At 53.8% G+C, this 24,208-nt stretch carries 27 protein-coding genes, 1 tRNA gene and 2 pseudogenes; 23 read left to right on the top strand and 7 right to left on the bottom strand.

What is annotated here, in order from left to right; genetic code table 11:
- Positions 1–68: 68 nt before the first annotated feature.
- The 3 genes from E0E41_RS17300 to E0E41_RS17285 all read right to left on the bottom strand — a co-directional run bounded on the left by E0E41_RS17300 (position 69) and on the right by E0E41_RS17285 (position 6,707).
- Complete coding sequence (locus E0E41_RS17300; protein ID WP_130871126.1) at positions 69–4,568, bottom strand: hypothetical protein; 4,500 nt, start codon at positions 4,566–4,568, stop codon at positions 69–71.
- A 428-nt stretch (positions 4,569–4,996) separates the two neighbouring features.
- On the bottom strand, positions 4,997–6,280 hold the full coding sequence (locus tag E0E41_RS17290) for a hypothetical protein (protein WP_130871125.1): 1,284 nt from the start codon (positions 6,278–6,280) through the stop codon (positions 4,997–4,999).
- Between the two features lie 16 nt (positions 6,281–6,296).
- Complete coding sequence (locus E0E41_RS17285) at positions 6,297–6,707, bottom strand: hypothetical protein (protein ID WP_130871124.1); 411 nt, start codon at positions 6,705–6,707, stop codon at positions 6,297–6,299.
- Between the two features lie 317 nt (positions 6,708–7,024).
- Between E0E41_RS17285 and E0E41_RS17280 the strand changes: the two genes are divergently transcribed.
- The 12 genes and pseudogenes from E0E41_RS17280 to E0E41_RS17230 all read left to right on the top strand — a co-directional run bounded on the left by E0E41_RS17280 (position 7,025) and on the right by E0E41_RS17230 (position 14,510).
- Positions 7,025–8,557: a ParB/RepB/Spo0J family partition protein gene (locus tag E0E41_RS17280; RefSeq protein ID WP_130871123.1), complete on the top strand. Its 1,533-nt coding sequence runs from the start codon at positions 7,025–7,027 to the stop codon at positions 8,555–8,557.
- A gap of 292 nt (positions 8,558–8,849) precedes the next feature.
- Positions 8,850–9,191 (top strand): DUF7768 domain-containing protein, encoded by a 342-nt coding sequence (locus E0E41_RS17275; RefSeq protein WP_050618702.1) that lies wholly within the window; start codon positions 8,850–8,852, stop codon positions 9,189–9,191.
- Positions 9,191–9,904, top strand: a complete 714-nt coding sequence (locus E0E41_RS17270; RefSeq protein ID WP_130871122.1) for an antirestriction protein ArdA — start codon at positions 9,191–9,193, stop codon at positions 9,902–9,904. The genes E0E41_RS17275 and E0E41_RS17270 overlap by 1 nt, the downstream gene beginning before the upstream one ends.
- A gap of 27 nt (positions 9,905–9,931) precedes the next feature.
- Positions 9,932–10,438 (top strand): PcfB family protein, encoded by a 507-nt coding sequence (locus E0E41_RS17265; RefSeq protein ID WP_130871121.1) that lies wholly within the window; start codon positions 9,932–9,934, stop codon positions 10,436–10,438.
- Positions 10,425–10,958: pseudogene (locus tag E0E41_RS19320) on the top strand (VirD4-like conjugal transfer protein, CD1115 family); the annotation flags it as partial. The gene E0E41_RS17265 and the pseudogene E0E41_RS19320, both read left to right, overlap by 14 nt.
- On the top strand, positions 10,930–11,391 hold the full coding sequence (locus tag E0E41_RS19315) for a recombinase family protein (RefSeq protein ID WP_438819473.1): 462 nt from the start codon (positions 10,930–10,932) through the stop codon (positions 11,389–11,391). The pseudogene E0E41_RS19320 and the gene E0E41_RS19315, both read left to right, overlap by 29 nt.
- Positions 11,382–12,017, top strand: a pseudogene (locus E0E41_RS17250) (C40 family peptidase); the annotation flags it as partial. The gene E0E41_RS19315 and the pseudogene E0E41_RS17250, both read left to right, overlap by 10 nt.
- Before the next feature lie 14 nt (positions 12,018–12,031).
- The gene (locus E0E41_RS17245; RefSeq protein WP_006575043.1) at positions 12,032–12,286 is read left to right on the top strand and encodes a DUF4315 family protein; all 255 of its coding nucleotides are present in this window, start codon (positions 12,032–12,034) and stop codon (positions 12,284–12,286) included.
- A gap of 2 nt (positions 12,287–12,288) precedes the next feature.
- Positions 12,289–13,068, top strand: a complete 780-nt coding sequence (locus tag E0E41_RS17240; RefSeq protein WP_130871120.1) for a DUF4366 domain-containing protein — start codon at positions 12,289–12,291, stop codon at positions 13,066–13,068.
- Positions 13,065–13,241, top strand: a complete 177-nt coding sequence (locus E0E41_RS18630; RefSeq protein WP_007491259.1) for a hypothetical protein — start codon at positions 13,065–13,067, stop codon at positions 13,239–13,241. The genes E0E41_RS17240 and E0E41_RS18630 overlap by 4 nt, the downstream gene beginning before the upstream one ends.
- Before the next feature lie 4 nt (positions 13,242–13,245).
- On the top strand, positions 13,246–13,614 hold the full coding sequence (locus E0E41_RS17235; protein ID WP_130871119.1) for a cysteine-rich VLP domain-containing protein: 369 nt from the start codon (positions 13,246–13,248) through the stop codon (positions 13,612–13,614).
- A gap of 137 nt (positions 13,615–13,751) precedes the next feature.
- Complete coding sequence (locus E0E41_RS17230; RefSeq protein WP_130871118.1) at positions 13,752–14,510, top strand: hypothetical protein; 759 nt, start codon at positions 13,752–13,754, stop codon at positions 14,508–14,510.
- Positions 14,511–14,567: 57 nt separating this feature from the next.
- On the opposite strand, the gene E0E41_RS17225 is transcribed toward E0E41_RS17230, so the two are convergent.
- A complete protein-coding gene (locus tag E0E41_RS17225) occupies positions 14,568–15,371 on the bottom strand; it encodes an IS3 family transposase (RefSeq protein ID WP_242623864.1) in 804 nt (267 codons plus the stop codon).
- 50 nt (positions 15,372–15,421) lie between these two features.
- The gene (locus E0E41_RS17220) at positions 15,422–15,736 is read right to left on the bottom strand and encodes an imidazolonepropionase (RefSeq protein ID WP_130868367.1); all 315 of its coding nucleotides are present in this window, start codon (positions 15,734–15,736) and stop codon (positions 15,422–15,424) included.
- A gap of 98 nt (positions 15,737–15,834) precedes the next feature.
- Between E0E41_RS17220 and E0E41_RS18625 the strand changes: the two genes are divergently transcribed.
- From E0E41_RS18625 to E0E41_RS17205, 4 genes are all read left to right on the top strand, one after another.
- Positions 15,835–15,999 (top strand): hypothetical protein, encoded by a 165-nt coding sequence (locus E0E41_RS18625; protein WP_021659247.1) that lies wholly within the window; start codon positions 15,835–15,837, stop codon positions 15,997–15,999.
- Positions 15,996–16,343: a plasmid mobilization protein gene (locus E0E41_RS17215; RefSeq protein WP_040647923.1), complete on the top strand. Its 348-nt coding sequence runs from the start codon at positions 15,996–15,998 to the stop codon at positions 16,341–16,343. The genes E0E41_RS18625 and E0E41_RS17215 overlap by 4 nt, the downstream gene beginning before the upstream one ends.
- A 159-nt stretch (positions 16,344–16,502) precedes the next feature.
- A complete protein-coding gene (locus tag E0E41_RS17210; protein WP_058966430.1) occupies positions 16,503–16,793 on the top strand; it encodes a CD1845 family protein in 291 nt (96 codons plus the stop codon).
- Between the two features lie 147 nt (positions 16,794–16,940).
- Positions 16,941–18,287: a relaxase/mobilization nuclease domain-containing protein gene (locus E0E41_RS17205; RefSeq protein ID WP_130871116.1), complete on the top strand. Its 1,347-nt coding sequence runs from the start codon at positions 16,941–16,943 to the stop codon at positions 18,285–18,287.
- A gap of 202 nt (positions 18,288–18,489) precedes the next feature.
- Here the strand turns inward: E0E41_RS17205 and E0E41_RS17200 are convergent, their stop codons facing one another.
- Entirely contained in the window at positions 18,490–18,849 is a 360-nt protein-coding gene (locus tag E0E41_RS17200) for a helix-turn-helix transcriptional regulator (protein WP_130871115.1), read from the bottom strand.
- Positions 18,850–19,091: 242 nt separating this feature from the next.
- Here E0E41_RS17200 and E0E41_RS17195 point away from each other — a divergent pair, with 242 nt between their 5' ends.
- The 7 genes from E0E41_RS17195 to E0E41_RS17165 all read left to right on the top strand — a co-directional run bounded on the left by E0E41_RS17195 (position 19,092) and on the right by E0E41_RS17165 (position 23,976).
- The gene (locus tag E0E41_RS17195; protein WP_125116603.1) at positions 19,092–19,664 is read left to right on the top strand and encodes a TetR/AcrR family transcriptional regulator; all 573 of its coding nucleotides are present in this window, start codon (positions 19,092–19,094) and stop codon (positions 19,662–19,664) included.
- The gene (locus E0E41_RS17190) at positions 19,661–20,410 is read left to right on the top strand and encodes a CPBP family intramembrane glutamic endopeptidase (protein WP_130871114.1); all 750 of its coding nucleotides are present in this window, start codon (positions 19,661–19,663) and stop codon (positions 20,408–20,410) included. The genes E0E41_RS17195 and E0E41_RS17190 overlap by 4 nt, the downstream gene beginning before the upstream one ends.
- 1 nt (position 20,411) lies before the next feature.
- Positions 20,412–20,606, top strand: a complete 195-nt coding sequence (locus tag E0E41_RS17185) for a cysteine-rich KTR domain-containing protein (protein WP_087168412.1) — start codon at positions 20,412–20,414, stop codon at positions 20,604–20,606.
- A gap of 515 nt (positions 20,607–21,121) precedes the next feature.
- Positions 21,122–21,544: a sigma-70 family RNA polymerase sigma factor gene (locus tag E0E41_RS17180; RefSeq protein WP_130871113.1), complete on the top strand. Its 423-nt coding sequence runs from the start codon at positions 21,122–21,124 to the stop codon at positions 21,542–21,544.
- A gap of 194 nt (positions 21,545–21,738) precedes the next feature.
- A complete protein-coding gene (locus tag E0E41_RS17175; RefSeq protein ID WP_130871112.1) occupies positions 21,739–21,939 on the top strand; it encodes a hypothetical protein in 201 nt (66 codons plus the stop codon).
- A gap of 134 nt (positions 21,940–22,073) precedes the next feature.
- A complete protein-coding gene (locus E0E41_RS17170) occupies positions 22,074–22,286 on the top strand; it encodes a hypothetical protein (protein ID WP_130871111.1) in 213 nt (70 codons plus the stop codon).
- 73 nt (positions 22,287–22,359) lie between these two features.
- The gene (locus E0E41_RS17165; protein WP_207303258.1) at positions 22,360–23,976 is read left to right on the top strand and encodes a recombinase family protein; all 1,617 of its coding nucleotides are present in this window, start codon (positions 22,360–22,362) and stop codon (positions 23,974–23,976) included.
- Between the two features lie 90 nt (positions 23,977–24,066).
- Here the strand turns inward: E0E41_RS17165 and E0E41_RS17160 are convergent.
- Positions 24,067–24,142: transfer RNA gene (locus E0E41_RS17160), tRNA-Ala, on the bottom strand.
- Positions 24,143–24,208 lie beyond the last annotated feature (66 nt).

Below are 24,208 nucleotides of genomic sequence, written 5' to 3'. Positions count from 1 at the left end.
CCCACCGCGCAAGAAACCGGCGGATAAAAAACACCGTGCAGGGCAGGTGCCCTGCACGGTGCTCTTCGTTATTCCGCTGTAAAGGTGCGGTTTGCCATCTCAGGCGCCCAATCTTTATCCATCAGGAACAGCTTGAGGGTAACGGCCTCCCCGTACTCCTCAAAGTTCAGGCTGGCCGTGCAGCCGCCGTCTGTGAAGATCACCGGCACCCGCACGATATCCAGCAGGATACCGTCCTTATCGTAGATAGCGCCCATCAGGCTGCTCTCCACGTAGGTGTCCTCACCCACCAGGGTGACCCGCACCGGCTGGCCGGACTTCACACCGGACAGGATGTCCTGAGCCGTGCTGCCGGAATCGGTGTATACCGCGGCGGCGCCGGTCTCAGGCGCAGTGACGCCTACGGGCTCCACCTTCTCCACGGCAAAGCCGAACCTGTACACGTTGAAGTAACTCACGGTACCCACCTCCACCGTCAGGGTATCCGTGCCTGTCACCGTTATGGTCTGCCCCGCCAGAGAGTAAGCGTCATAGCTACGTCCATTTACCGTCAGGTCGATGTCCGTACGGTCGGAGAACGTCACTTCCAGACCGGTGGCCCCGGGATAGGTATAGGTGTAGGTGATCGGCTCGGGGATATTGGTGAAGCCGTGGTTGCTTTGCAGCACAAAGTCCTCGCTGCCGTCGTCCCACAGAATGGGAGTGAAGTTGACCACGTTGACGCTGCTGCCGTAGGTAGGCACAGTGTATATCTGAGCCTCATCAGCACCCACCACAGAGCCGTCGGCATTGATATAGTGCAAATTGGTGTCGATTGCGTCGCTGATGTTATAGGAATAATAGTTCAGCTTATAGCTGAGGCCCCTGCACGCATCCGCGTCGCCCAGGCTGTACAGGCTGTACCAGCGGCCATCCTCATCCTGCTGACCCACGTTGGGTCCTACCAGCACATCCACCGCGGTAAAGGTGTGGTCCAGCGTGGAGACACCGTCCACCAGCACATAATCGACCGTGATGGTGACAGGCTCCGTCAACCCCTCCGGACAGTAGATCTTGCCGGCAACAAAGGGCTGAACGGTCAGGGGGGTGAAGGTGTGGATGGGGGACTGCTCCAGGGAGAAGTTGCCCGCCAGGGAGGAATCGGTGGTCAGGCTGCCGTCAGCACACAGATAGACATTCCTGCCGGAGAGTATGCCAGTGGTATTATTGTAAATGTTGTAGTACAGCTGGTACTCCTCCGCGGTTTCCGTGGCCGGAATGGCAATGGAGAAGTCGACACTGTCCTCATTGTTGGACAGGAACACGTTAGCAGAGTAGGAATCCGTATAATACTCACGCTCTACCACTGCATAGACGTTCATGCTGAGATAGTCGGTAAATCCTTCCGGACGGTACACGGTACCGGTAATGACCGTCTTAGCCTTGGCCAGAGTGAAGTCCAGGCCGCTGGTGTCCCCGGTCACCAGGCCAGTCTCCAGCGTCTGCTCATCTCCAAAGTAGAGGTTGCTGGACACTCCGGAGGGGAGGGAATATACCGAATTGAGGACCACCTGGTACTCGGCTGCCTCCTTGGGCACTGCCACAGAGTAGCTGCCGCCGTTCTGGCCCACAGTGCCGTTGCCCCGGTAGCTGGTATAGGAACCGTCAGCGGTCTTGATAGACACGCTCATATCCACCGTGCCGCCAGTGATGGTGCCCCCCTCGGGCAGGCTGATGGTGCCGGACAGGAGCCAGCCGGTCTCCACGTACAGCTTCAGGTCGGTGATATCCTCCGCGCCTATGGTGAGCAGGCCGGCCTCCGCCTCATCGGTGACGGCGTTGCCGGTTGTGCTGTAATAATAGTTCCGGTTGCCAAAAATATTGGTCTGGACATTGCCATAAACGTAGGTACGGACGGTAAACTCCCCGGTAATACTGGGGTCCACCGTAGCGGACCAGTTGCCCTCAGCGTCCGGGCTGATCCGGAAGGATTCACTGAAGTTGTCGGCCTCCAGATACAGCCAAAGATCTTCCTCCGGGTCCCAGACCACCTTGCCGCCGTCGTCAGATGCCAGGCTGCCGCTGATGGTCCTAGCCTTGGGAATGGTCAGATCCACAACGGCGCCGCTCTCACCCAGGGTGATGGGGGTGGCGCTGCTGCGGTCGGTAGTGGGAAGACCGCCGTCCACGTAATAGTAATTCTTGTAGGGGATCACACCCCCACCACTGTAGAGGTAGATGGACACATAGTACTTCTGGCCCATGACATCCTCAGACAAGGAGAATTTGTAGTCATAGGAACTGCCGGTAAAGTTAAAGTTTTCGGAGTAAAAGACCCCATCGCTGACCGGCTCCAGCTCGATGCGGCCGGAATAGGTGCCGGCGGACAGCCCCTCCGCCAGGGAGAGGGTGCCGGAGAGGAACACGCCCTGGGTCAGCTGGATGTCCAGGTTCAAATCGCTGCTGAGGGTGGCGGACAGGTTGGTATACTGGGAGGAGAAGCTCTTCAAATCATTCTGGAGGTAGCGGTAGGAGGTGTCCAGAAGGTCCAGAGTGTCCGCCTCCACATTGAGCTGCCCCTGGGTGATCACCATACCCTTGGGCAGGGTGATCGAGTAGGAGGCGCTCAGCTTGCCGGCAGGAACGGCGATATCCTGATTGGAATAGACGCGGCTGCCGTTCAGTGTCCCGTTAATGTACAAGCGGACCAGGGCCACCCCGTCCAGGCAGCTCTCAGGTACGGAGACGGTGCCGGAAATGGTGACGGTCTCCGGGAAAACCATATCAGCCGCCATCAGCTGGTTCTGGGAGAAGGTGCCGCCGGCCTGCCGGGAGATGCGCTCCACCTTGCCGGAAATCTCGGCAAAGACCACGGTGCTGCCCGACACGGGCGCGCACAGGGCGTAATGGAGGCTGCTCTCCCCCTCAGGCAGATAGTAGGTGGCGTACTCGGTATTCCGGTAGTCCTCGTTTACTCCCAGAGAGATGACCAGGCCGTCCTCCGGGGCCACCATACCGTCGGGCAGGGAGAGAGTGCCCTCAATGGTGATGGTCTGCGCCGGGAGCACCAGATCCGCCTGGGTATTTCCGGACAGTGTGCCACTGCCGCCGGTGGTCACGGTGTTTTCGTCCACCTGGTTGCCCATGTTGCTCATGGCCCTGGCGGCGGTAAGCTGGAAGGACTTACCCTGCTGGCTCTGGGGCACATAGATGGTATACTGGCCGGAGGCCTCGCCATAGGCATAGACCACCCGTCCGGCATAGGTCTCCCCGTCGGCAAAATCGGCCAGCACATAGGCCGCCTGGGGAGGCAGAACATTCCCTTCCCGGCTCAGGGTGCCGGTAATCGTATAGCAGGCGGGCTCCGTAATGGTGATGGAGGTGTCCGCTCCGCCGGTAAAGATCTTGGCCTGGGACACCTTGGTGGTAATGCCATCTTCCGTGGCGTAGCGGGCACCGGTGGGGGGAGAGTAATACTGCGTACAGTCGGTCACATCGCAGTAGGCCACCCGAAAGCGCTCTCCCTCCTCTGTGGAAAACCACAGAGTGAAAGATCGCTCACCAGCGGAGACGTAGATGGAGGAACTCTCGTTAAAACGGCCCTCTGCGTCCGCCAGATAGACTTCATATTGCTTGTCCTCGGTGAGCGCAGCGGGCAGCTGGACGGTTACCTCCACCTCGTCGCTCTGAACGTTGCCCATCAGGCCGGTGCAGTTGATTTCCAACCCGGAGACCGACCCGTCCAGGGTGCTGACCATCATCCGGCTCTGATAATCCTTGGTGGCATTGCCGTAGATGTCGTAATAGGCGTAGCCTCCGGCCTCCATGTTGCTGACCTGGATGGGGTACTGTCCCGGTTCCACACCGATGGAGAAGGACGCGGTCTTGCTCCCCGCCTTGAGTGTGGTGGCGGAGGAATAGCTGGTGAAGGTGGTGTCATCATAGCAGTACAGGCGGAAGTCGGTGTCCGCCGCTGCCGGGGTGTCGAACACCAGGGTGCCGCTGATAGAGCGGGAGGCGGCGGGCAGGGTCAGATTGACATTGGTTCCCGAGCCCACATTCAGAACCGTGGCAGCATAGGGATTGCCCGCCGGGGTACCGTCAGCATTGAAGTAGCAGTCTCCGCCCAGCGCGCTGCCGCAACTGATGTAGGAGTACACCCGCAGGATATATTGCCCGGCCGCCACACCGCTGATGGTGTAGCTCCCGGAGCTCTGCCCCTGGGCAAAGATCACCCGGGTACTTTTGACAGTGACGGGCTCTGTCAGCACCTGGCCGTCCGCATCCAGCACCGGCGGGGTGCACAGATAGACATACAGAACGCTCTCCATCAGGGCAGAGGCCCCGCCGGGGAGGGATACCGTGCCGCTCACCGACGCGTTGCCGGAAGCCAGCAGTTCAACCGGCTCTTCCTCAGGCAGGAACGGCTCCGTTACCACAACCGGCTCCTCCGCCGGCAGGTCGGAGACCTGAACCGCCGTCTCTTCTGCCGGATCTGGCTGGGTCTGATTATCTGCGCCCAGGGCAGCTCCCGGAAGCAGACCTAGCAGAAGGGCCAGGATCACAAACAGGCTGAAGCATCGTTTCATCATCATCTTCCTCTCTTAGTAGATGGCGCGTTTCCGCGTCTCCATGATTTTCTTTCCAGCCGTTTCTGTAAATTTCCTACTCTAAGCACCATTTTTTACAATATACCATAAGTGCTCCGCAACCGCAACGGGCCCCGGTTAATTCCGGAAAAAAATTTCCCGTTCCGTTTGAATCCGGTAAATCCAGGCAGAACAGAACGGGTCCTTTTTTTCGCGTATAAACAGAAAAAAGCCTTGAAACCATTTGGTTTCAAGGCTTTTTGGTGGAGATAAGCGGGATCGAACCGCTGACCTCTTGAATGCCATTCAAGCGCTCTCCCAGTACAAGCGTGTAGCGAACCCCTTAAAGTGGTGGGGAGAGTGCTTTTTGTACGTAAATATTAGGTGCTATTAAAAACCGACTTGCAGATACATAGCGTCAAATACAATTACTCTTCATCATCTCTTTTTACCATAAAAGCTAAATAAGGATTTGCCTTTTCAAGTCTTTCAAGAACGGAAGTAGCTTTAGAATTATTGGCTTTTCTGAACAGTTTATATGCTAAAGCCAAATGATCATCATCTTCTTTATCATTCATTTCAATGCATTTTTCCATTAAAGAAACTGCTTTTCCTAAATCTTTATCCTGAATAATTGTCGCATAATTAAAATAGAAAGACGGTTCACTAGAATCAATTTTGATTGCTTCTTGTATTGCATTCAAAGCTTCATCGTAATATTCTTTTTTCACTCGCCCAGTTGAAACATATGCCCCATAGTACATTCTATTTCTCTGGTTATATAATCCCGCTTGTACTTTTTTATCAGGTTTATTCTTTAGTATTGCTTCAATGCAATTATCAAAAAAATGTAAATTTTCTTCTTCAGAATTTGTTTTATTAAAATACGTGACAAGAGCCCCAACGCACTCATACTGCTGGTTCTTGTCCAATATTTTAGCAATGTATTGCCAATTATCCATCAGATATTTTGCTGCAAGACTTGACCCCATAGCCGCCACTTGTGCAACTGCATGATCTATGTAATAATCTTTAGGGACTTGTTTTTCAATCCTAGGTAGTAAATTTTCAGCCAAAGATATATCACGGTTTGCTAATGCATAATTAAACGCTTGAATAGGCGACAATCTAGATAGAATGTCCGACATTTCATTACTTAATGAAACCTTATCTGTTCCAATAGATTGGTAATTATTCATTAAGAAATTAATTTTTTGCTCAATTGAACGAAGCGTCTCAGCCATTGAACTAATACTGTCGGTACCTTCGTCGCGCGCAAAGCCGGTCTCAATTATTCCATTTACAAATCGTTCCAAAATATCTTGTGATTCTTTCGCTTTTTTTAATGAAGATAAATCATACTGAATTGTTCTCAAACCAGAAATATCAAATGGCAAATTCTGTCCAAAACGTGTCATCATAATATATGGTTTACCATTTCCGTGACGCATTCCACATTCATACATTACATTTGGGTTTAAACCCGTTACATCAATAATACACAAATCAGATGATTTTATCAAAGTAATGATATCAGAATTGATACTACCGGGACTATACAACTTGTCAGCTCTAATAATATTTTCAGGAGAGAAGCCGCAATTACGAAGAGCTGGTATGATTAAATAATCCAAAACTTCATCCGCATCATTGCGAACATCACTATCTGGCTTTCCAATAGGAGAGATTACAAAACAAGTATATGAATTCATAAACGCACCTCACTTGTTAATCGCTTCTTTTGTTGTCCTTTATGACTGTATTAATCTGTTTAACAATTTCTGCCTTTTCAATTATGGAGAGATCTTCTTTTTCCATAGCTTTTGTTCCCTGCTTATATAAACTGGAAATCATTTCTCTCTCGCTCTTTAGTCGTTGGATTTCGCTTTTTTCTCTTTCTTTTTCAAGAATAGATCTCCTCTTGGCAGATGAATAAAATAGCCTATAATACCCTGACATTATACCTAGTGTCACAAGAAAAACAAGGCATATCACTGCTTTTTGACTTGCAGTTCCGCCACTTCTCCAGGTATCAACAAGGCATTGAAATAAATAACTTATTATTGCACCAAAAAGTAAAGAGACTACGGAATCCATGAAAGGGAACCTTTTGTATACTTTATTTAGTATATCCTTCATATGGTCACCGCATTATTAATTCAAATTGATACATAGTCAGTTTACACCATATTTCTCCAATATTCAACAACAAGTTGGTCGAGAGGATGTATTTGTTCGCAGGTCAGCCATTGGACTAGCTTTTTATGCATCACAAAGGAGGTCAGGTTCTTTTACAAAGGCATAAACAACAAAAAAGCAATCAAGCCTACACAAAATGCTGCTTTTTGGAAAGGAGTGGTGCTAATTTCAAATTGAAAATGAAAGGAGGAATTATTTTTGCTGGCCGGGCCGGGAGGTCTGGCCTTTTTTCATTCCATCAAAAAGGAGGTTAGCAAATGGCCGATGAAAAAGTGAACATGGGCCCGGAGGAGAATAAGACCCCGGAAACTCTATCCCCGCCCGGCCAGGGTAATCTGCCACCGCTGGAGGAAAATAATGCTCCTGCTGTTTCTGGTGAAGATAAAGCGGCTCCCGATCATGTGGAGCCCGATCCACCGTCTGCCGACAAGCACACACAGCGGACTGTTCTTCCCGGCATGGGCGAAGATACACCCGCCCCGTCCGGCAAGGTGATCAACCTCTCGGACATCCAGGCCGCTGATAAGGGCGGCAAGGAGGCTTCTACTACCGCCCCGGAAAAGAAAGCGCCGGAGGCGGATCAGCCGAAAAAGCGCCGGGGCCGTCCCCCGAAAGAGCAGGCTGCGGTGTCTGCGGGGAAAAAGGAGAAAGCGGCGGAGCTCCGCACAGGCCACCCCTCTAAGGTTGACAAGGCGGCCCGTGAGGAGGCCCCGCCCTCTGTTCTGGACAAAGTGTCCAGAGGTAAGAAAGCTGACAAGAGCAAGGAAACGGGCTCCGGCGGTGCGCCTGTGACTAAATCCGCTAAGGCGGTAAAGCCGGGCAAGGCCGCTCCCGTCAAGGAGGCGGCAGTCCCGCCGCCGGAGATCAATCTGCCGCCCACGCCTGACGTGCCGCCCCGCCCGGTGGAAGAGGTAAAAATCGTCTATCTGAAAATGGCGGAGCTTCATCCGTTCCACACGTTTCGGGAGCACCCCTACAAGGTGCAGGACGATAAGGCGATGGACGATCTGGTGGGGACGATCAAGGAACACGGCATTATGACCCCCGCCACCGTCCGCCCGGAAAAAGACGGCAAGGGCTATGAGATTATCGCGGGCCACCGCCGCCATCATGGCGGTACACGGGCCGGGCTGGAGGAAATGCCCTGTATCGTCCGTGAGATGACCGATCTTGAAGCTGTCCGGGAAATGCGGAATAGCAACAAGCAGCGGGGCGATCCTCTCCCCAGCGAACTGGCAAAGCTGCTGGATTTGGAGGTGGAGGCTATCAAACGCCAGGGGGCCCGCCCGAAGAATGAGAAAGAGGCGGAGGCCCTGGGTAAGCTCTCGGTGGAGATTGTGGGCAAGGAACACGACATGAACTATAAAAAGGTCATGCGGTATATCCGGCTCAACTCCCTGGTGCCGGAGCTTCTGGATAAGGTGGACACAAAGCAGATGGGCTTTATGCCTGCGGTGGAGATCTCGTATATCAGGCCGGAAAACCAGCGGCTGATTGCCGTTTCCATTGACGGGGAGCAGTCCTCCCCCTCGGTGGCCCAGGCGAAGCGGCTCCACGAGCTGGACAAGGAGGGCAAGCTCAACGGCGATGTGATTGACGGCATTTTGAGTGAAGAAAAAAAGGAGGATCGCGGTGTGATTATTTCGACTGCTGAGCTGTCTAAGTATTTCGGCAAGGAGGTCACTCCTGCCAAAATGAAAGAGCAGATCATGGCGCTGCTGGACGAGTGGAAAGAGAAACAGCCGCCCGAACTGGCACAGCCGGACAGGAAAAAGGACTTGGAGAAGTAATCGGGCCCCGCTTCTGGACACTTTGTCCAGAGGTGAACTCCCCGCGCCGGGGATGGGCTCTGTGGTGATATATCCCCCGTCGCCGGATATTTTGCAGCGCAGCCGGGAACGGGCCGTCAAGGGGCGGAACGCCCGCCGTTTGCGGCGGCTTGCCCTTGACGGCCTGGCCCGGCTGTGCTATTTCCGGCAAGGCGGCGGGGGTATATCCTCCAGAGCCGCCCCCTTTCCCATGAATGGGAAAGGGCGGGGGGGATAGGGTTGAACTACCTATATAAATATCGGAGGTGTGATAATGAAACGATCCCTTGCTTATATCACCGCTGCGTGGCGCGGTGATCCTGCGGTGGATATGGAGCAGGCGGCGCATTACTGCCGCGTGGTCTACGATGCGGGCTATTCCCCCATCTGCCCTATGCTCTATCTGCCGTTGTTCCTCAATGACGCGGTGCCGGAGGAGCACAAGAACGGCATCGACATGGGCCGCGATCTGCTCCGGCGTTCCCGTGTGCTGGTGGTGTGCGGCCATTCCGTGACCGAGGCCATGAAAAATGATATTGCCGTGGCCCAGCGCCTGGGGATCACCGCGACTACCCTTGAGGGCATCCTGACCGTCAAGGGCCAGGGGCGGTGCTGATGGCGTCCCTGTTTGAAGCCTACATCACCAACCTGGGAAAGTACAACGAGGGTGAGCTGGTTGGCGAAACGCTGAAATTCCCCACAACTACCGAAGAAGTACAGGCCCTTTTGAAGCGGATCGGTGTGGACGGGGTACGTTATGAGGAATTTTTCATTACCAGCTTTGATGGTGATGTGCTGGGGCTCTATGACTATCTCACGGAATATGAAAACCTGGACGAGCTCAATTATCTGGCCTGCCTGCTCTCCGAACTGGATCAAGGTGAGCTGGAGAAATTTGAGGCCGTCATTGACAGCGGCGAACATACTTCCAGCGTGGCCGATCTCATCAATCTGGTGCAAAACCTGGATTGCTACGAGTTTTATCCTGGTGTCGAGGACGATGAAACCCTGGGCCGCATCTATGTGGAGGACATGGAGGCCATTGACGTGCCGGAGCACCTGCTGAATTATTTTGACTATGAGGCATACGGGCGGGATATTCGGCTTGAAGAGGACGGCCACTTTGCCCCTGGCGGCTATGTTTTGAACAACGGCGGTCAATTCATCGAGCACTACCACGGGATCGAGGATATTCCCGCCGAGCACAAAGTCTTTGCCTTTCCGCAGCTCACGGTGCGGGAGCAGATGGCGGCCTACAAAGAAATTATTGACGGTTCCTCCCTGGAGGGCTATCGGAAGATTGCCGCAAAGGAACACGAGGAACGATAACGGCACTTCTGGACACTTTGTCCAGAGGTGCTTTTTTCATGGAAAGGAGGGATACGGCTGATTGACGAGGACGTTTCCAGACGTACCATAGCAGTTTCGATCAAGGCAACAAAGCTCACGGGCCGGGTGCTGGCCCAGGCGTGTCTGGCGGTGGGCCGGAAGATCAAGAAAACGTACCGGGCCCGCCAGACACCCCACGGAAAACAGACGGTGCGTCAGCTCATGGGCCACGGGGCCGCCACGAACAGCATCGAGGTGGAGTCCCCAAAGGACTTTGACCGGGTGGCCCGGCGCTGGAATGTGGACTATGCCTTTTATAAGACCGGGCCGGACAAATACCTTTTATTTTTCAAGAGCGGGCAGGCCGACGCCATCACCGCTTGCTTTTCGGAATATTCCCGGCGCGTGTTGAAGCGTTCCAAGTCCCAGCGTGTTCCCATCCGGGAACAGCTCAAACGGGCTGCCGCTGAACTGGCCTGCCAGCCGTCCCACAAGAGAGAACGTGCAAGGGAGGCGGTGCATGAGGACAGATAGCGTCAAAAAGTATGTGATACCTAATATCCCGTACCTGTTTATTCTGTGGGCCTGCCTAAAGCTGGGGACGGCCTACCGCCTGGCTCCCGGAGCAGACTTTGCTCACAAGCTCATGGGCCTGGGGCAGAGCATCGGCCCGGCATTTGCTGACTTTGCGCCGGGGCTGGCCCCCTTTGACTGGCTCATAGGCATTGTGGGCGCGGTGGGCTTTCGCCTGCTGATCTACTTCAAAAGCAAGAACGCAAAGAAATTTCGACGGGATGAGGAATACGGGTCGGCCCGCTGGGGCACCGAAAAAGACATTAAGCCCTTTGTCGATCCAAAGTTTGAGAACAACGTCATTTTAACAAAGACGGAGTTTCTCACTATGAACACCCGGCCAAAAAATCCCGCCAACGCCCGCAACCTCAACGCCTGTATCATCGGCTCGTCCGGCTCCGGCAAAACCCGTTTCTGGCTCACGCCCCAGCTGCTCCAGGCGCACAGCTCTTATGTGTGCGTCGATCCGAATGGTAATTTACAATAAGGATAAAGGGAGCGCGCACCCTCAAGAAAGGAGGTTACACCCCATGAAGAAACAGCCGGACAAGGGAAAAATCACAGCCCTGTACGAGCGTCTTTCCCATGACGATGAACGAGCCGGGGAAAGCGTGTCGATAGAAAACCAAAAGCGCATTTTGGAGGACTACGCCCAAAAGAACGGCTTTACGAATATCCGGCACTTCACCGATGACGGAGTGCGGGGAACGACTTTCAAGCGTCCGGGGCTGGACGCTATGCTGGAAGAAATCCGGGCGGGAAATGTGGCTACGGTCATTATCAAAGACCAAAGCAGGATTGGCCGTGATGTTGTCGAAGTGGGGCTTTTGAAGCGCACCTTTGACGAGTACCATGTACGCTTTATTGCGGCAAATGACAACCTTGATACCGCCAACGGCTTTGATATATCCTGACGGAGCGCGTGGTGCGGGAAACCCGGTACGACAGCGACGGCGATCCCTACTCCTGGTACATCTGTTATGTCACGCTGGAAAACAAAAACCTTTCCCATCTGCCCCTGGAAATGATGGGAGAGGAACAAATGGCCCGCTATTCCCTCTATATGTCCACCCTGGGGAACAGGCCCGATCTGTTCCCGGAGTCAGCCTATGTGGGGAAATACATCACAAACCCGCCCGCTGACTATGACGTGCCGGAGGAATATCTGGACGATGAAACTTTTGCGGCCATTTTGGAAGAGGCGGAGAAATACCTGGGCTATCCCTATGTGTGGGGCGGCAGCTCTCCGGCCACGTCCTTTGATTGCTCCGGCTTTGTGTCCTGGGTGATCAATCACTCTGGCTGGAATGTGGGTCGCCTGGGAGCCCAGGGGCTCTATAACATCTGCACCCCCACCAGCGCACCCCGCCCCGGCGATCTGGTGTTCTTTGTCGGCACCTATGACACGGCGGGCGTGTCCCATTGTGGCATCTATGTGGGGGACGGGATGATGATCCATTGTGGCGATCCCATCCAATATGCAAACCTGAATACAAGCTACTGGCAATCTCATTTCTACGCCTACGGGCGTTTACCCTGACAAGGAGGTACTCTATGGCGGCAAGCAAAAGCCAAAAAATCCAGGCCGAGATTGATAAGGTCAAGGCCAAAATCAGTGAACAGCAGGCCCGGCTGAAAGAGCTGGAGCAAAAGCACCGGGAGGCGGAAAACGAGGAGATCGTGGACATCGTGCGGGGCATGAGCGTTTCCCTGGAGGAGCTGCCCCTGGTGCTCCAGCGGCTCCGGGACAGCGGCACCTCTGGACAAAGTGTCCAGAAGTCCGAGGACGGCGGAAAGGAGGAAAATTGAAGATGAAACGCTTTCGGGTGATGGCGGCGGCGCTCTGCGCCGTCGTTCTTTTATGCGGCTTTAGCGTCCCGGCGTATGCCTACGCGGACGGCGGCGAGGGCGCGGACTACGGCGATCCCACCATGACGGAGGAAACTCCCGCCCCGGAGCCCACCATTGAGCCCGGCGAGGGCTTTTCCGAAGAGGGCAACCTTGTGACCCGCGATCTGCTCTATGACGAGCACACCAACAAGCAGTTTATTACCGTCCAGACCAGCGGCGGCAATATGTTCTATATCGTCATTGACTATGACAAGCCCGTGGACGAAGAGGGCGAACAGTACGAAACCTACTTTTTCAGCGTTGTGGATGAGGCTGATCTGCTGGCTGCGGCGGAGGCCGCTGGCGTGGAACAGGCGGTGTGCTCCTGCTCTGAAAAATGCGAGGCGGGGGCCGTCAATACGGATTGCGCCGTCTGCTCTGTCAATATGAGTAAGTGCGTGGGCGTTGAGCCGGAGCCGGAGCCCACGGAAACCCAGGAGCCCGCCCCGGAGGAGGCCGAGCCGGAAACGGGTAGCAACACAGGGATGCTCCTGGCGGTGCTGGCCGTGGCCCTGGTGGGCGGCGGAGCGGCGTTCTATTTCAAGGTGCTGCGCCCCAAACAGCAGAAAGCCGCCGCGCCCCAGGAGGACTACGGCGACGAGCTCACGGACTATGACGAGCCGGACGGCTACGGGGACGAGGACGATGACGGCCCGCCCTGGGACGAGGAGGACGATGACGGAGAGGAGGCGGACAAATGAGGTTTACCAACAGCCCCTATGAAAAGATGATGCAGCAGAAGCCCCGCCCCCAGGCTCCAGCCCCGGCAAAGCCGCCCAGGGGCTCCCGGTGCTCCGGGTGTCCCTACTGGCGCGGGATCGGCTGCGTGTCCTGCTACCGGGAGCTTATGCGGGCCCCGGCTGGCGGGAGGTGACGGCTTGGCCAGTGAACTGACACGCGAGGAAAAACGGGCGATCCGCGCCCTGGTGACAAAATGGTGTGCCAACTATGACAAGGAGTACGGCTGCCTGCCCCTGGACTGTGAGTGCTATATGCTGGGGAAATGCTGGACGGGGGCGCTGTGCCGCTACTTTCGGGAGGCGGTGCTGCCCCTCGAACCGGCGCTGGAGGTCGCCCTCTTGACCGAGGGGCCCAGGCCGGATTTTAAGATTTGCCCTATCTGCGGCGGGCCCGTTGCCCCGGATCGGCGGCAGGCTTACTGCTCGGCGGCCTGTGCAAAGAAAGCCCACCGCCGCCAACAGCGGGAATATATGCGGAAAAAGCGGGGCTGGGGCGTTGACAATTAGGCCCTCGAAACCCGCTGATTACAAGGCTTTTCGGGGCCGCTTTTGGGGCAGGCCGTATGTTTCTACGGCCTGCCCCTGTTTGGCCCGGATGCTGTCAACATCAAGGAGGTGTTATTCTGGAAGAAAATCAAGGCTATGTGATCCGCCGCACGATCCTGTTTGATAACAAATGCGGCTTTGTGCTGGGCGAAAACCCCAAGGCCCCTAACCCCTATGTGACATGGCAATTCAACGAGCAGGACGGACACCGGGACTTCTTTTGGGGCCACTACCACAACGAGCCGGACATGGCGGAACGGGATTTGCACAACCGGGCCGAGGACTATCAGCGGCGCTATCATGTGTTTGAAGTAGAGCAGGCCCCGGACAAGGAAACCTACAAATACTACTCCACCCAGCGGCCTATTGACATCGGCACTTACCCGAACAGCTACTTTAACCGCCCTGTCCACATGGATTTGTACTTTACCCGCCAGCAAGTGATGGGCGAGGCGTTTCAGGCGTGGGGAGCCATCATCTATGCCCATCCCCTGACAGAGCGGGAAATGCAGAATTATGAGCTCCGGCCCTCCCGTGAAAATCTGGACATCCGGCGGCAGATGGATGCCCAGGCCCAGGTGGTGGGGAAATGGGAGGATGCCCACCATGTCCCGGATCAGAAGCGGCTGACATGGTTTTACCCTGACTTCGGCAGTTATGTGGTGAAAGAATACATCACCCCGGAGCAACTGGCCGTTCGTGTCCACAGCATTGAACGCCAGGAGGCGGCGCGGGCTCATAAGGAGGCCAAACACCAGCCCCCGATTGCCGAACAACTGAAAGCAGCCCAACGGGAAGCCCAGGAGCAGCGGGCCCCGGACGCACCCAAAAAGAAAGCCCCTGACCGGGGCGACTGAACTGCCCCAACTTGTGCAGACAGTACAAAAAAGAGCCCTGGTAGGAAAGATTGAGTTTTAGGCGGAGAGGCGTCGCGCAAGCGGCGCCTCTCCAGTTTTCAACTGGATGCGCTCATGGTTGTAAAACTGGATGTAACGGTCAATCATCTCGTTAGCCTCAGAGAAAGAGACGGGTTTGTGTCGGTAAATACATTCTGTTTTGAGGATAGAGAAGAAATTCTCTGCCATGGCATTGTCATAAGGGTTTCCGCATCTTGACATAGACGGCGTAATGCCGTATGTTTGAGTCAGCTCAAAATATGCTTGTGAGGCGTACTGAGCACCCTGGTCGCTGTGGAGCTGCAACTCTGCAGCGACCCTCTTTTTCTCTCGCTTCATGGCCAGACGAATCGTGTCCAGAACCAGATTCACAGTTTGTTCTGTCCCGGTTTTGTAGGCCACAATGCTATTGTCATAGAGGTCCCGGATCATGGACAGGTACAGTACGCCCTGGTTGGTGTGGATATAGGAGATGTCCGTTACCCATTTGCTGTTGGGCTTGTCCGCATAAAACTGCCGGTTGAGCAGATTTTTGTACCTGTGAACCTGCTGCCCCATTTGCTGCCATTTCCTGCGGCGGCGGATTTCAGACAGCAGATCGTACTTTTTCATAATTCGCAGCACAGTTTTGGGATTACAGAAAATATTTTGACTTTTCAGCCATATCCACATCCGCCGGTACCCGTAGGTACGCAAGGTGCGTTCCCGCTGCCGTGCAATCATTTCCGCAAGAGTGGCATCCTTTTCTGGTCTGCCCAGGCGATGGACAAAGGCGTAGTAGCCGCTTCTGGATACTCCAAAGAATTTACACATGACTGCCACTGGATACTCAGTTCTGTGACGATATATGACATGGTATTTTACCCTTGCCCTCACCTCCTTCCTGTGAAGCACAGAAAATCCCGCAGCAGCTTATTCTCCATACGAAGCCGCTGGATTTCATAGGCCTGCTCTGACACAATGTCTCTTGGTGCGGCGCCTTTCCTCGGCCGTCCTTTGGGCCGCGGGAGAATGCCGGCTTCCAATTTGCGTTCTTTTCTTCGCTCACGCTTAAGCAGCCTTTTTACCACCTGCTTATCCTGAAAGCCGTAGTATTCTGCAACTTCCCGCTGGGTTTTCCCCTCTGCTATCATTGCCTTGATTTCAGGCAGCAGCACTTGAACGTGTGTGTAATTTCGTTTTCCCATGACAAGACCCCCTGATGTAGTCTATTTTCCTACATCAGGGGGTCTTTTGTCACTGTCCGTTTTTACTGGACCTGTTCACGACAGATAGGAGGACGATTATGGACAAGAAGCATGAACAGGATTTTGCCGATCTGGAAGTGAAGCGGCTTTGCGGGGTGTTCGGTACGCCGATCCCCGCGCTGCCCCCAGAGCGTGACAAGGCGCTGGACAAAGTAAAGGAGCCGCCCCGCACCAGCCGGAGCCTGGAACGGGAGGAGCGGTGACAAAGAAACGCCGCCGCCCCATCCATCTTCATGTGATGGTGTCCGAGGAGGAGCTGGCGCTGATCCAGGAGCGTATGGCCGAGGCGGGCATCCGTAATATGGGGGCCTATATGCGGAAAATGGCTCTCAATGGCTATGTGCTCCATGTTGATCTGTCACCTGTCCAGGAGCTGGTGTCGCTCCAGCGGCGGTGCTCCAACAACTTAAACCAGGTGGCGATCCAGGCAAACACCTATGGCGGTATCTACCCGGAGGAAATCAAGGCGTTGCAGCGGGACTATGAAAAGCTGTGGCGGCCCCTGTCCGATCTTCTGGAAAAGCTCTCCGCCATTGTGCGGCTCTGACCTGCCGGGGAGCGGCCCTACGCCGTTCCCCGGCTATCTCGACTTCTGGACACTTTGTCCAGAGGTGGGGATAGCTGAGGCATCCTTGTTGGGCTCCTCTTACGGAGTTATAATATACATATAGAGGCAAATATCAAACTTTTGTAGGAGGTATGAACCATGCGGACGATCTTAAAAATTATCGCGGCTCCCTTTATTCTGGCCCTGATCCTCGCCGTGGCGGTGCTCTCGTTCCTGTCCTGCGTGGCGGGCGCTGTGTGCGTTGTGGCGTGTGTGGGCCTGTCCCTGCTGGCGATCCTTTGCCTGCTGGCCGGGCAGACCACAGGCTGCATCGCCATGTTCGTGCTGGCGTTCCTGGTTTCTCCCTTTGGGCTCCCGGCCCTGGGCGGCTGGCTGGTGGAGCGCCTGTATGGTGTGAAGTATGCGGCGATGGACTTTATGGCAAGCTGATACTTCTGGACACTTTGTCCAGACGTTCCGGGCGGCGGGTGGAACAGACCGCCGCCCGTTTTTTCTGCTGGGAAAGGAGGTGCGACTATCGCTACAACCTACATCCGGCCCTACAAGGTAGCGGCTGGGAAAACGGCCATCCAGACGATGGAGGAGCGGTTTGCTTATGGGCTCAATCCGAAAAAGCTGGGGGCTGTGTCTGCCTATCTCTGTGATCCTGCATCCGCCCCCGCTGAGTTCCTGCTGCTGAAAAGCCAGTACCAGGCGGAAACGGGCCGGGCCGTGGAGCGCGGGGCCCTGTTCTTTCAGATCCGGCAGGCGTTCCCACCCGGCGAGGTCACGCCGGAGGAGGCAAACAAAATCGGCTATGAAACAGCCATGCGCTGGACAAAGGGCAAGTATCAGTTCTTCGTCTGCACCCACATTGACAAGGGCCACATTCACAATCACATTTATTACAACTCCACCTCCCAGGACTGTTCCCGGAAATTCCATAACTTCATCGGCTCCAGCTTTGCGGTGCGGCGGCTCTCTGACCGGGTGTGCATTGAGCACGAGCTGTCTGTTATTCAAAATCCGAAGCAGCACAGCAAGGGTCGCTTTCTCCACTATGGACAATGGATTGGGGAAAAGCCGCCCTCGGCCCAGCAGCGGGTGCGGCTGGGGATCGTGGCGGCTCTGGAGCAAAAGCCCGCTGACTTCCCGGCGTTTCTGCGGCTCATGGAGGAGTCCGGCTTTCAAGTAAAGCATGGTCGGGGTGGCGCGATCTCGTTCCTGGCCCCTGGGCAGGATAAGTACACCCGTCTGCGGGCATCCACCCTGGGCCCCGGTTTCGATCCCCATGACATCCGGGCGGCGATTGCCGGGGAGCGGCCCATCCCGGAGCTTCCCCAGGACAGCCCGGCCCCGGCCCGGCGCGTCAATCTGATCATCGACATTCAAGAACGCATGGCCCAGGGCAAGGGCCCGGCCTATGAGCGGTGGGCCAAAGTCTATAACATAAAGCAGATGGCCGCCGCGCTCCTGTATCTCCGTGAACACGATCTTATGGACTATGCGGCGCTGGCATCCAGCACCGAGGCGGCGGTGGATCGGGCTCACAAGCTGGCCGGGGAGCTGCGGGACACGGAGGCCGCCCTTGTCAAAACCTCCGAGCTCATGGGCGCGGTGGTGCAGTACGCAAAGACGCGGCCCGTGTTTGACGGCTACAAGGCGGCCCGGTATAGCAGAAAATATCTGGCCCAGCACGAGGCGGAGCTGGCCGACTACCGGGCGGCAAAGGCGGCTATGAGTGAGCTTTTGGGCGGGGCAAAGCTCCCCAAAATGGACACGCTGAAAAAGCAGCACCGGGAGCTCTCTGAAAAGAAAAAGGCCCTCTATGCGGAATACCGCAAGGCCCAGGCGGATATGCGGCAGGCCGTGGCAGTCAAGGCGAATATCGATCACCTGCTCGGCCACGCGGACGAGCAAAAAAATAAGGCCCAGGAGCGTTAGCTCCGGGCCGCCGACAACAGGCGCTTGCGCCGGGACTTCTGGACAAAGTGTCCAGAAGTTCAGCGGGTTTGGGGAGCTCCCCAACAAGCATTTTCACGGGCCTGCGGCCTGTGAAAATTTCGGAGTGTGGCCACACCCGAATTGCTTGCCGAAACGTGCAACCCCCGAAGTGGCGCGAAAAAACGGAGGCGCGTGTTTCTCTTTACGCATCCTCCGTTTCCTTGGCCGCTTTCATCGCTTGGATGGTGGCTTCTACAATTTTCAGTTCTTTTTCGTCCAGGGCGTTGAGCATGGCGTCAATCCGCTTTCTGCACTCGCTCCCTCTATTCTTGGACGGATAGAAATATTGATCTACCGATATATCGAACATTGTCACCATCTGATAAAAGGTGTTGAGGCTGGGGTGCTGGCCGTCATTCTCGTTATACATGATGGTGCGCGGAGCCCGGTCAACAATATAGGCCAGTTGCTCCTGCGTCATCCCAGCGGCCTCCCGCGCCCGCTTAATGGCAAGCCCTATATCGTGAAAATCAAAGCGGCGTTCATCTCGTTTAAACTTCATAATATCACCTAATGTAATTTTACATTTCAGGTATTATTATTTGAACGATGGTGTATTTCATACTACTGACTATTTAATTTCGTTTCAAGTAAACATGACATTTAACTTGTCAAGTTATGCCGATATTTCTTCCCATAGTTGGTGCTTTTGAGAAATTTCCAATCTCCAATCAAGGTATTGACATTCCTACAAATTGATATATAATTAATGTTATATAACATCAATTATAGGAGGGACAAAGCGTGCCGCCAAGAGCAAAGATTACAAAAGAAATGGTCATTGACGCTGCCTTTGAGGTTGCTCGTGAAGTGGGTGCAGAAAATATTAACGCAAGGACAGTCGCAAAAAAACTAAACTGCTCTACTCAGCCCGTTATGTATCACTTTGCAACGATAGAGGAATTGAAAGAAGCTGCTTATGCAAAAGCAGACGGCTATCATTCTGAATACCTGATGAATATTAAAAGCCCGCAAGAAGGTGTTATGCTTGGAATTGGATTGAACTATATCCATTTTGCAGTTGAAGAACCGCATTTGTTTCGCTTCCTTTTTCAATCAAACTTTTTTAATGGAAGGACATTACTTGAAATAATAGATGCCGAAGAACTTATGCCTGTTCTTTTGGCAATGCAAGGAGCAGTCGGAGGAAGCATAGAGCAAGTAAAAGAAATCTTTTTGACAGTTTTTTTATTTGCTCATGGCTATGCAAGCATTATTGCAAACAATTCATTAGAGTATGATGAAGAACTCATAAGGACGCATATAGAGCGAGCTTATACTGGTGCGGTATTAGCGGCACAGGAGGATACGAAATGAGAACGCTATATGAAAAAAGCGAGCTGACCTTTACAATCGTATGGATTGTGATTTATTGTGTTCTGCAATCTTTAGCCAATCCACTAAATGAAAAAATAGGGATTGAATATTCTGCAAGTGCTATTTTCTGTATCTTACAGTCTGTTGTCCTCTTGGCATTTATTAGGAAAAATAACTTGCTGAAACGATATGGGCTTTGTAAATCTCCCATACCCGCCAGCCGCTTTCTGTTCTATATTCCATTGATAATTTTAGCCACAAGAAATTTGTGGAACGGAGCGGCATTTAATTTGAACTTGACAGGAACCGTCTGCTATATTGCCTGTATGTTTTGTGTTGGGTTTTTAGAAGAAGTGATTTTTAGAGGACTGCTTTTCAAAGCGATAGCAAAAGACAATGTAAAAACGGCGATTATCATTTCAAGTGTTACATTTGGTTTGGGACATTTACTAAACTTGGTGAATGGCAGTGGTGCGGAAATAGTAGAAAACATATTTCAAGTTACAGGGGCGATTGCGATTGGTTTTCTGTTTGTCATTCTTTATTATCGTGGCGGTAGTTTGTTCCCTTGTATGATTACCCACTCCGCAATTAATATCACAAGTGTTTTTGCAAACGTGGTAGGATTGACGATAGAAAAGCGTATCATCTTCCAGTTGGTACTGTTTGCAATTACTATTGCTTATTCTTTTATTCTCACAAAGACACTCCCCCAAAATCAGTATTACGAGAGGGAGCATAACTGATATGGAAAATGTGATTTCAGAATGGTTGCGCTGCCCTGTTTGCGGAAATAAGACAAGGCTGAAAATTCGTGGGGATACAGAACTAAAATATTTTCCGCTGTTCTGTCCTAAGTGTAGACAAGAGACTTTAATCAATGTAAAACATCTGAATACCACAGTTATCAAAGAGCCAGACGCACAGACGCAGAGCCGATAACACGCAGATCAAAATGCGGTTATCGGCTCTTTCTTTTTGACAACTGATTGCGCTGTACGATTGCTGGCTAAGCGGAAAAACTAAACCGCTGCTATTTTGAGTATGGCTGCAAACCGAAAGCAGGCGGTTTTGAAATAACAATTTCAAGCCGCCGTTTTCTTTTCAAAAAATGAGAATACGGGGGGTGTGTTAAAGTCGCCCTTTTTTAAGGATACGGCGGTGTCCAGGAGGTATCGCCGTGTCCTTTTTCCTTTTCCATCCCCCTAACCTGTCAAAAAAAGCCCACCCGCACAGCAGGATCAGTCTGGCGGCGGATGCGAAATTTGGCAGTACATAAATAAATTTGTCATTTCATGCGCTTGTGTGGCCTTGTGTCGCGCAGGCGCATTTTGTTTGTCCTGCTTCTGGACACTTTGTCCAGAGGTACAGATCGGCTCTCCTGGGTGCCGCTCCCCGCCAGCTCCCCATTTTGTTTCCGCTCAACCCATCAACCGAAACAAAATGGAGGACAAGCTATGACAACGATCAATCTGAAAGATTTTTATTATTGGTACTTATCGGACGAACTGGTGGAGGTGCCTGACGAGGTAGCCGAGGAACTCATGGCCAGCAAGCGGCGCGAGGCCGCCCATGCGGAACGGGTGCGCTACAACAAGGCTTATTATTCCCTGGACTGTGACGATGGGATCGAATACTCCGCCTGCCTGCACGAGCCCAGCCCCCAGGAGCTCATGGATCGCAAGGAGCTGTTCTTCCGGCTGTGGAACGCCCTCAATTCCCTGCCGGAGATCCAGGGCCGCCGGGTGGACGCTCACTTGATCCTTGGAAAGAGCTGCCGTCAGATCGCCCGCGAGGAGGGCGTGGACAAGAGCGCCGTCCGCTGCTCCGTGAAATGCGGGATTGAGCGCATGAAAAAATATTTGCAGGAAAATTTCTGAGTTACCATCTCCATTCACCCCTCTTTTTCTGGTGGTATGTGAGAGGAGATTTTCTCTCCGCAAAGGAGGTGCGGGGGCCACAGGCCGCCGCACCCTTTGTGGGAGAGCGTCGCTGCCGAGTATGGCTGTCTTATGACGGGGCAAGAAAATGAGCGCGGCGCTCCCCGCCATTTATGAAAGTGAGGGATAACAGAATGGACTATGATCCTATGTTGGCTGCTATGCTGTCCCAGCCGTGGAGCAACAATGCCTGCCGTGGCTATGTCATCTACGCGATGGAGAACTGCGGGTTTTCTCCCAACGACATCCGGCGCGTGGTGGCGGAGCTCTATGAGGTTTTCGACATCCGCAGTCTGGAAGAGGCCCAGCAGCACTTTGAGGAAAGCCCTTACTGACTTCTGGACACTTTGTCCAGAAGTTAGGTAAGGAACAGGGCCAGCATCAGAAGCGGTGCTGGCCCTGTTCCTTGCCCCACGGGACAAGGGGGAGTTTGTTTATGTCAGTCCGTCCATGAGAGAGGAGGCCGTATATGCCAAAGGCAAATGCTGTTTTTGCCATTGATGGGTTTGAAATATCCGCCACCTTTGCGGAGTCACGAAACACAGCGGCCATTGGGCAGGTCAAGCAGATTTTGCTCTCGTCCTTTGTGGCGCAGACCTCATCCACCCGGCCCGGAGTCATCCTTGTCAAAACCTCGGAACAGAGGGATAATAATGGTGGGGGTAGTCTCTATGCACCTTGACAAGTTCAAAAATCCTGCGTACAAAAAGCCTCTTTTCACCTGCCAAAATGACATTTGAAAGGATGGCTTATATATGGAAAATCAAATGATAATTGGCACTCGCGTTGATTGTTTATACCGGGTGTCTACCGATAAGCAGGTGGATCACAACGATAAGAACCAAGCCGACATTCCCATGCAGCGGAAAGCCTGCCACGCCTTTTGTGAGAAAATGGGCTGGACGATTGTTCACGAGGAACAAGAGGACGGCGTTTCCGGCCACAAGGTACGGGCGGAAAACCGGGACAAGCTGCAAATCATCAAGGAACGGGCCCGGCAGGGCAAGTTTGATATTCTGCTGGTGTTCATGTTTGACCGCATCGGGCGGATCGCGGACGAAACGCCCTTTGTGGTGGAATGGTTCGTCAAGAACGGCGTCCGGGTTTGGAGCACCCAGGAGGGTGAGCAGCGGTTTGACAACCACACCGACAAACTCACCAACTACATCCGGTTCTGGCAAGCGGACGGTGAAAGCGAAAAAACCTCCATCCGCACCAAAACCGCCCTGGGACAGCTTGTGGAGGATGGAGGCTTTAAGGGCGGAGTCGCCCCCTATGGCTATGACCTTGTGAAAAGCGGGCGCGTGAATAAGCGCAAGCATGAGGTTTACGAGCTGGCGCTCAATGAAACCGAGGCCGCTGTTGTCCGTATTGTCTTTGACAAGTATGTGCATGAGGGCTACGGAGCCCAGCGGATCGCCACCTACTTAAACAAACTGGGCTACCGGGCCCGGAGCGGCAAGATGTGGCACCATGCCACCATCCGGGGCATCCTCTGTAACCTGACCTATACCGGCGTACTCCGCAGCGGGGAAAGCCGCTCCCCGGTGCTGCCCCACCTGCAAATCATTGAGCCGGAACTGTTTGAGGCAGCCCAGCGCATTCGTACCAACCGGGCCAATGAAACGGAACGCACCGTTCCCCGCAACATCGCAGGCCAGTCGCTCTTGTCCGGGAATGTGTACTGCGGCCATTGTGGGGCCCGACTCAACCTCACCACCAGCGGCAAGGCGTACCCCTGCAAGGATGATCCCCACCGGGTGATCAAGCGGGTGCGGTACATCTGCTATGGCAAAACCCGCAAGCAGACCGACTGTGACGGGCAGACGGGCTACACGGCACATATCCTGGACGGGATTATTGATAAGCTGGTGCGGCAAATCTTTGAGCGCATGAAAGCGATCCCCAAAAGTGAGATTGTCAACGCCCGCTATCGGGAAAAGATGGAGGAGCGAAAAAATCTGCTCCGCTCCGTCCGGGCAGATTACAGCAAGGCAGCCGATGAACTGGATATGCTCAAAGCGGAAGTCATCAAGGCCCTGCGAGGGGAAAGCGCCTTTTCCAAAGACCTGCTGAGCTCTATGGTGTCCGAGGCCGAGGCCAAATGCGCTGAACTGCAAAAGCAGTTTGATGACGCCCAGGCCGCCTATGAGAAAGGGCAAACTGTTCTGCACTCCCTGGAGGAGCAGTACGACAATGTGATCTCCTGGGCAGATCTTTACGACACGGCCAGCCTGGAGGCGAAGAAAATGATCGTCAACTGCCTGATCCGTCGGGTGGAGGTCTATCGGGACTACAAGCTGCACATTGATTTCAACATTGACTTTGCACAGTTTAGCCTGGGGCTGGACATTGTGGAAATCGCCGCATAAAACAAAAGCCCATTCCCGGCAAGGAATAGGCAAAAGAAAAAACTTGCCTTAAAGCAAGACAAGTTATCTAAGAATACCCAGCGCATCCTATGGTGGAGATAAGCGGGATCGAACCGCTGACCTCTTGAATGCCATTCAAGCGCTCTCCCAGCTGAGCTATACCCCCATATAAGAGGATGCGCTGGGTATTTCTTATTCAGTTTTGTGTGGGGTGCTGGTACACGTTTGTATC

The sequence above is a fragment of the Intestinimonas massiliensis (ex Afouda et al. 2020) genome (assembly GCF_900626285.1).
GTDB lineage: Bacteria > Bacillota > Clostridia > Oscillospirales > Oscillospiraceae > Flavonifractor > Flavonifractor massiliensis_A.
The sequence above is the reverse complement of the archived record's forward strand: the minus strand, read 5'-3'. Positions and strand labels throughout refer to the sequence as shown.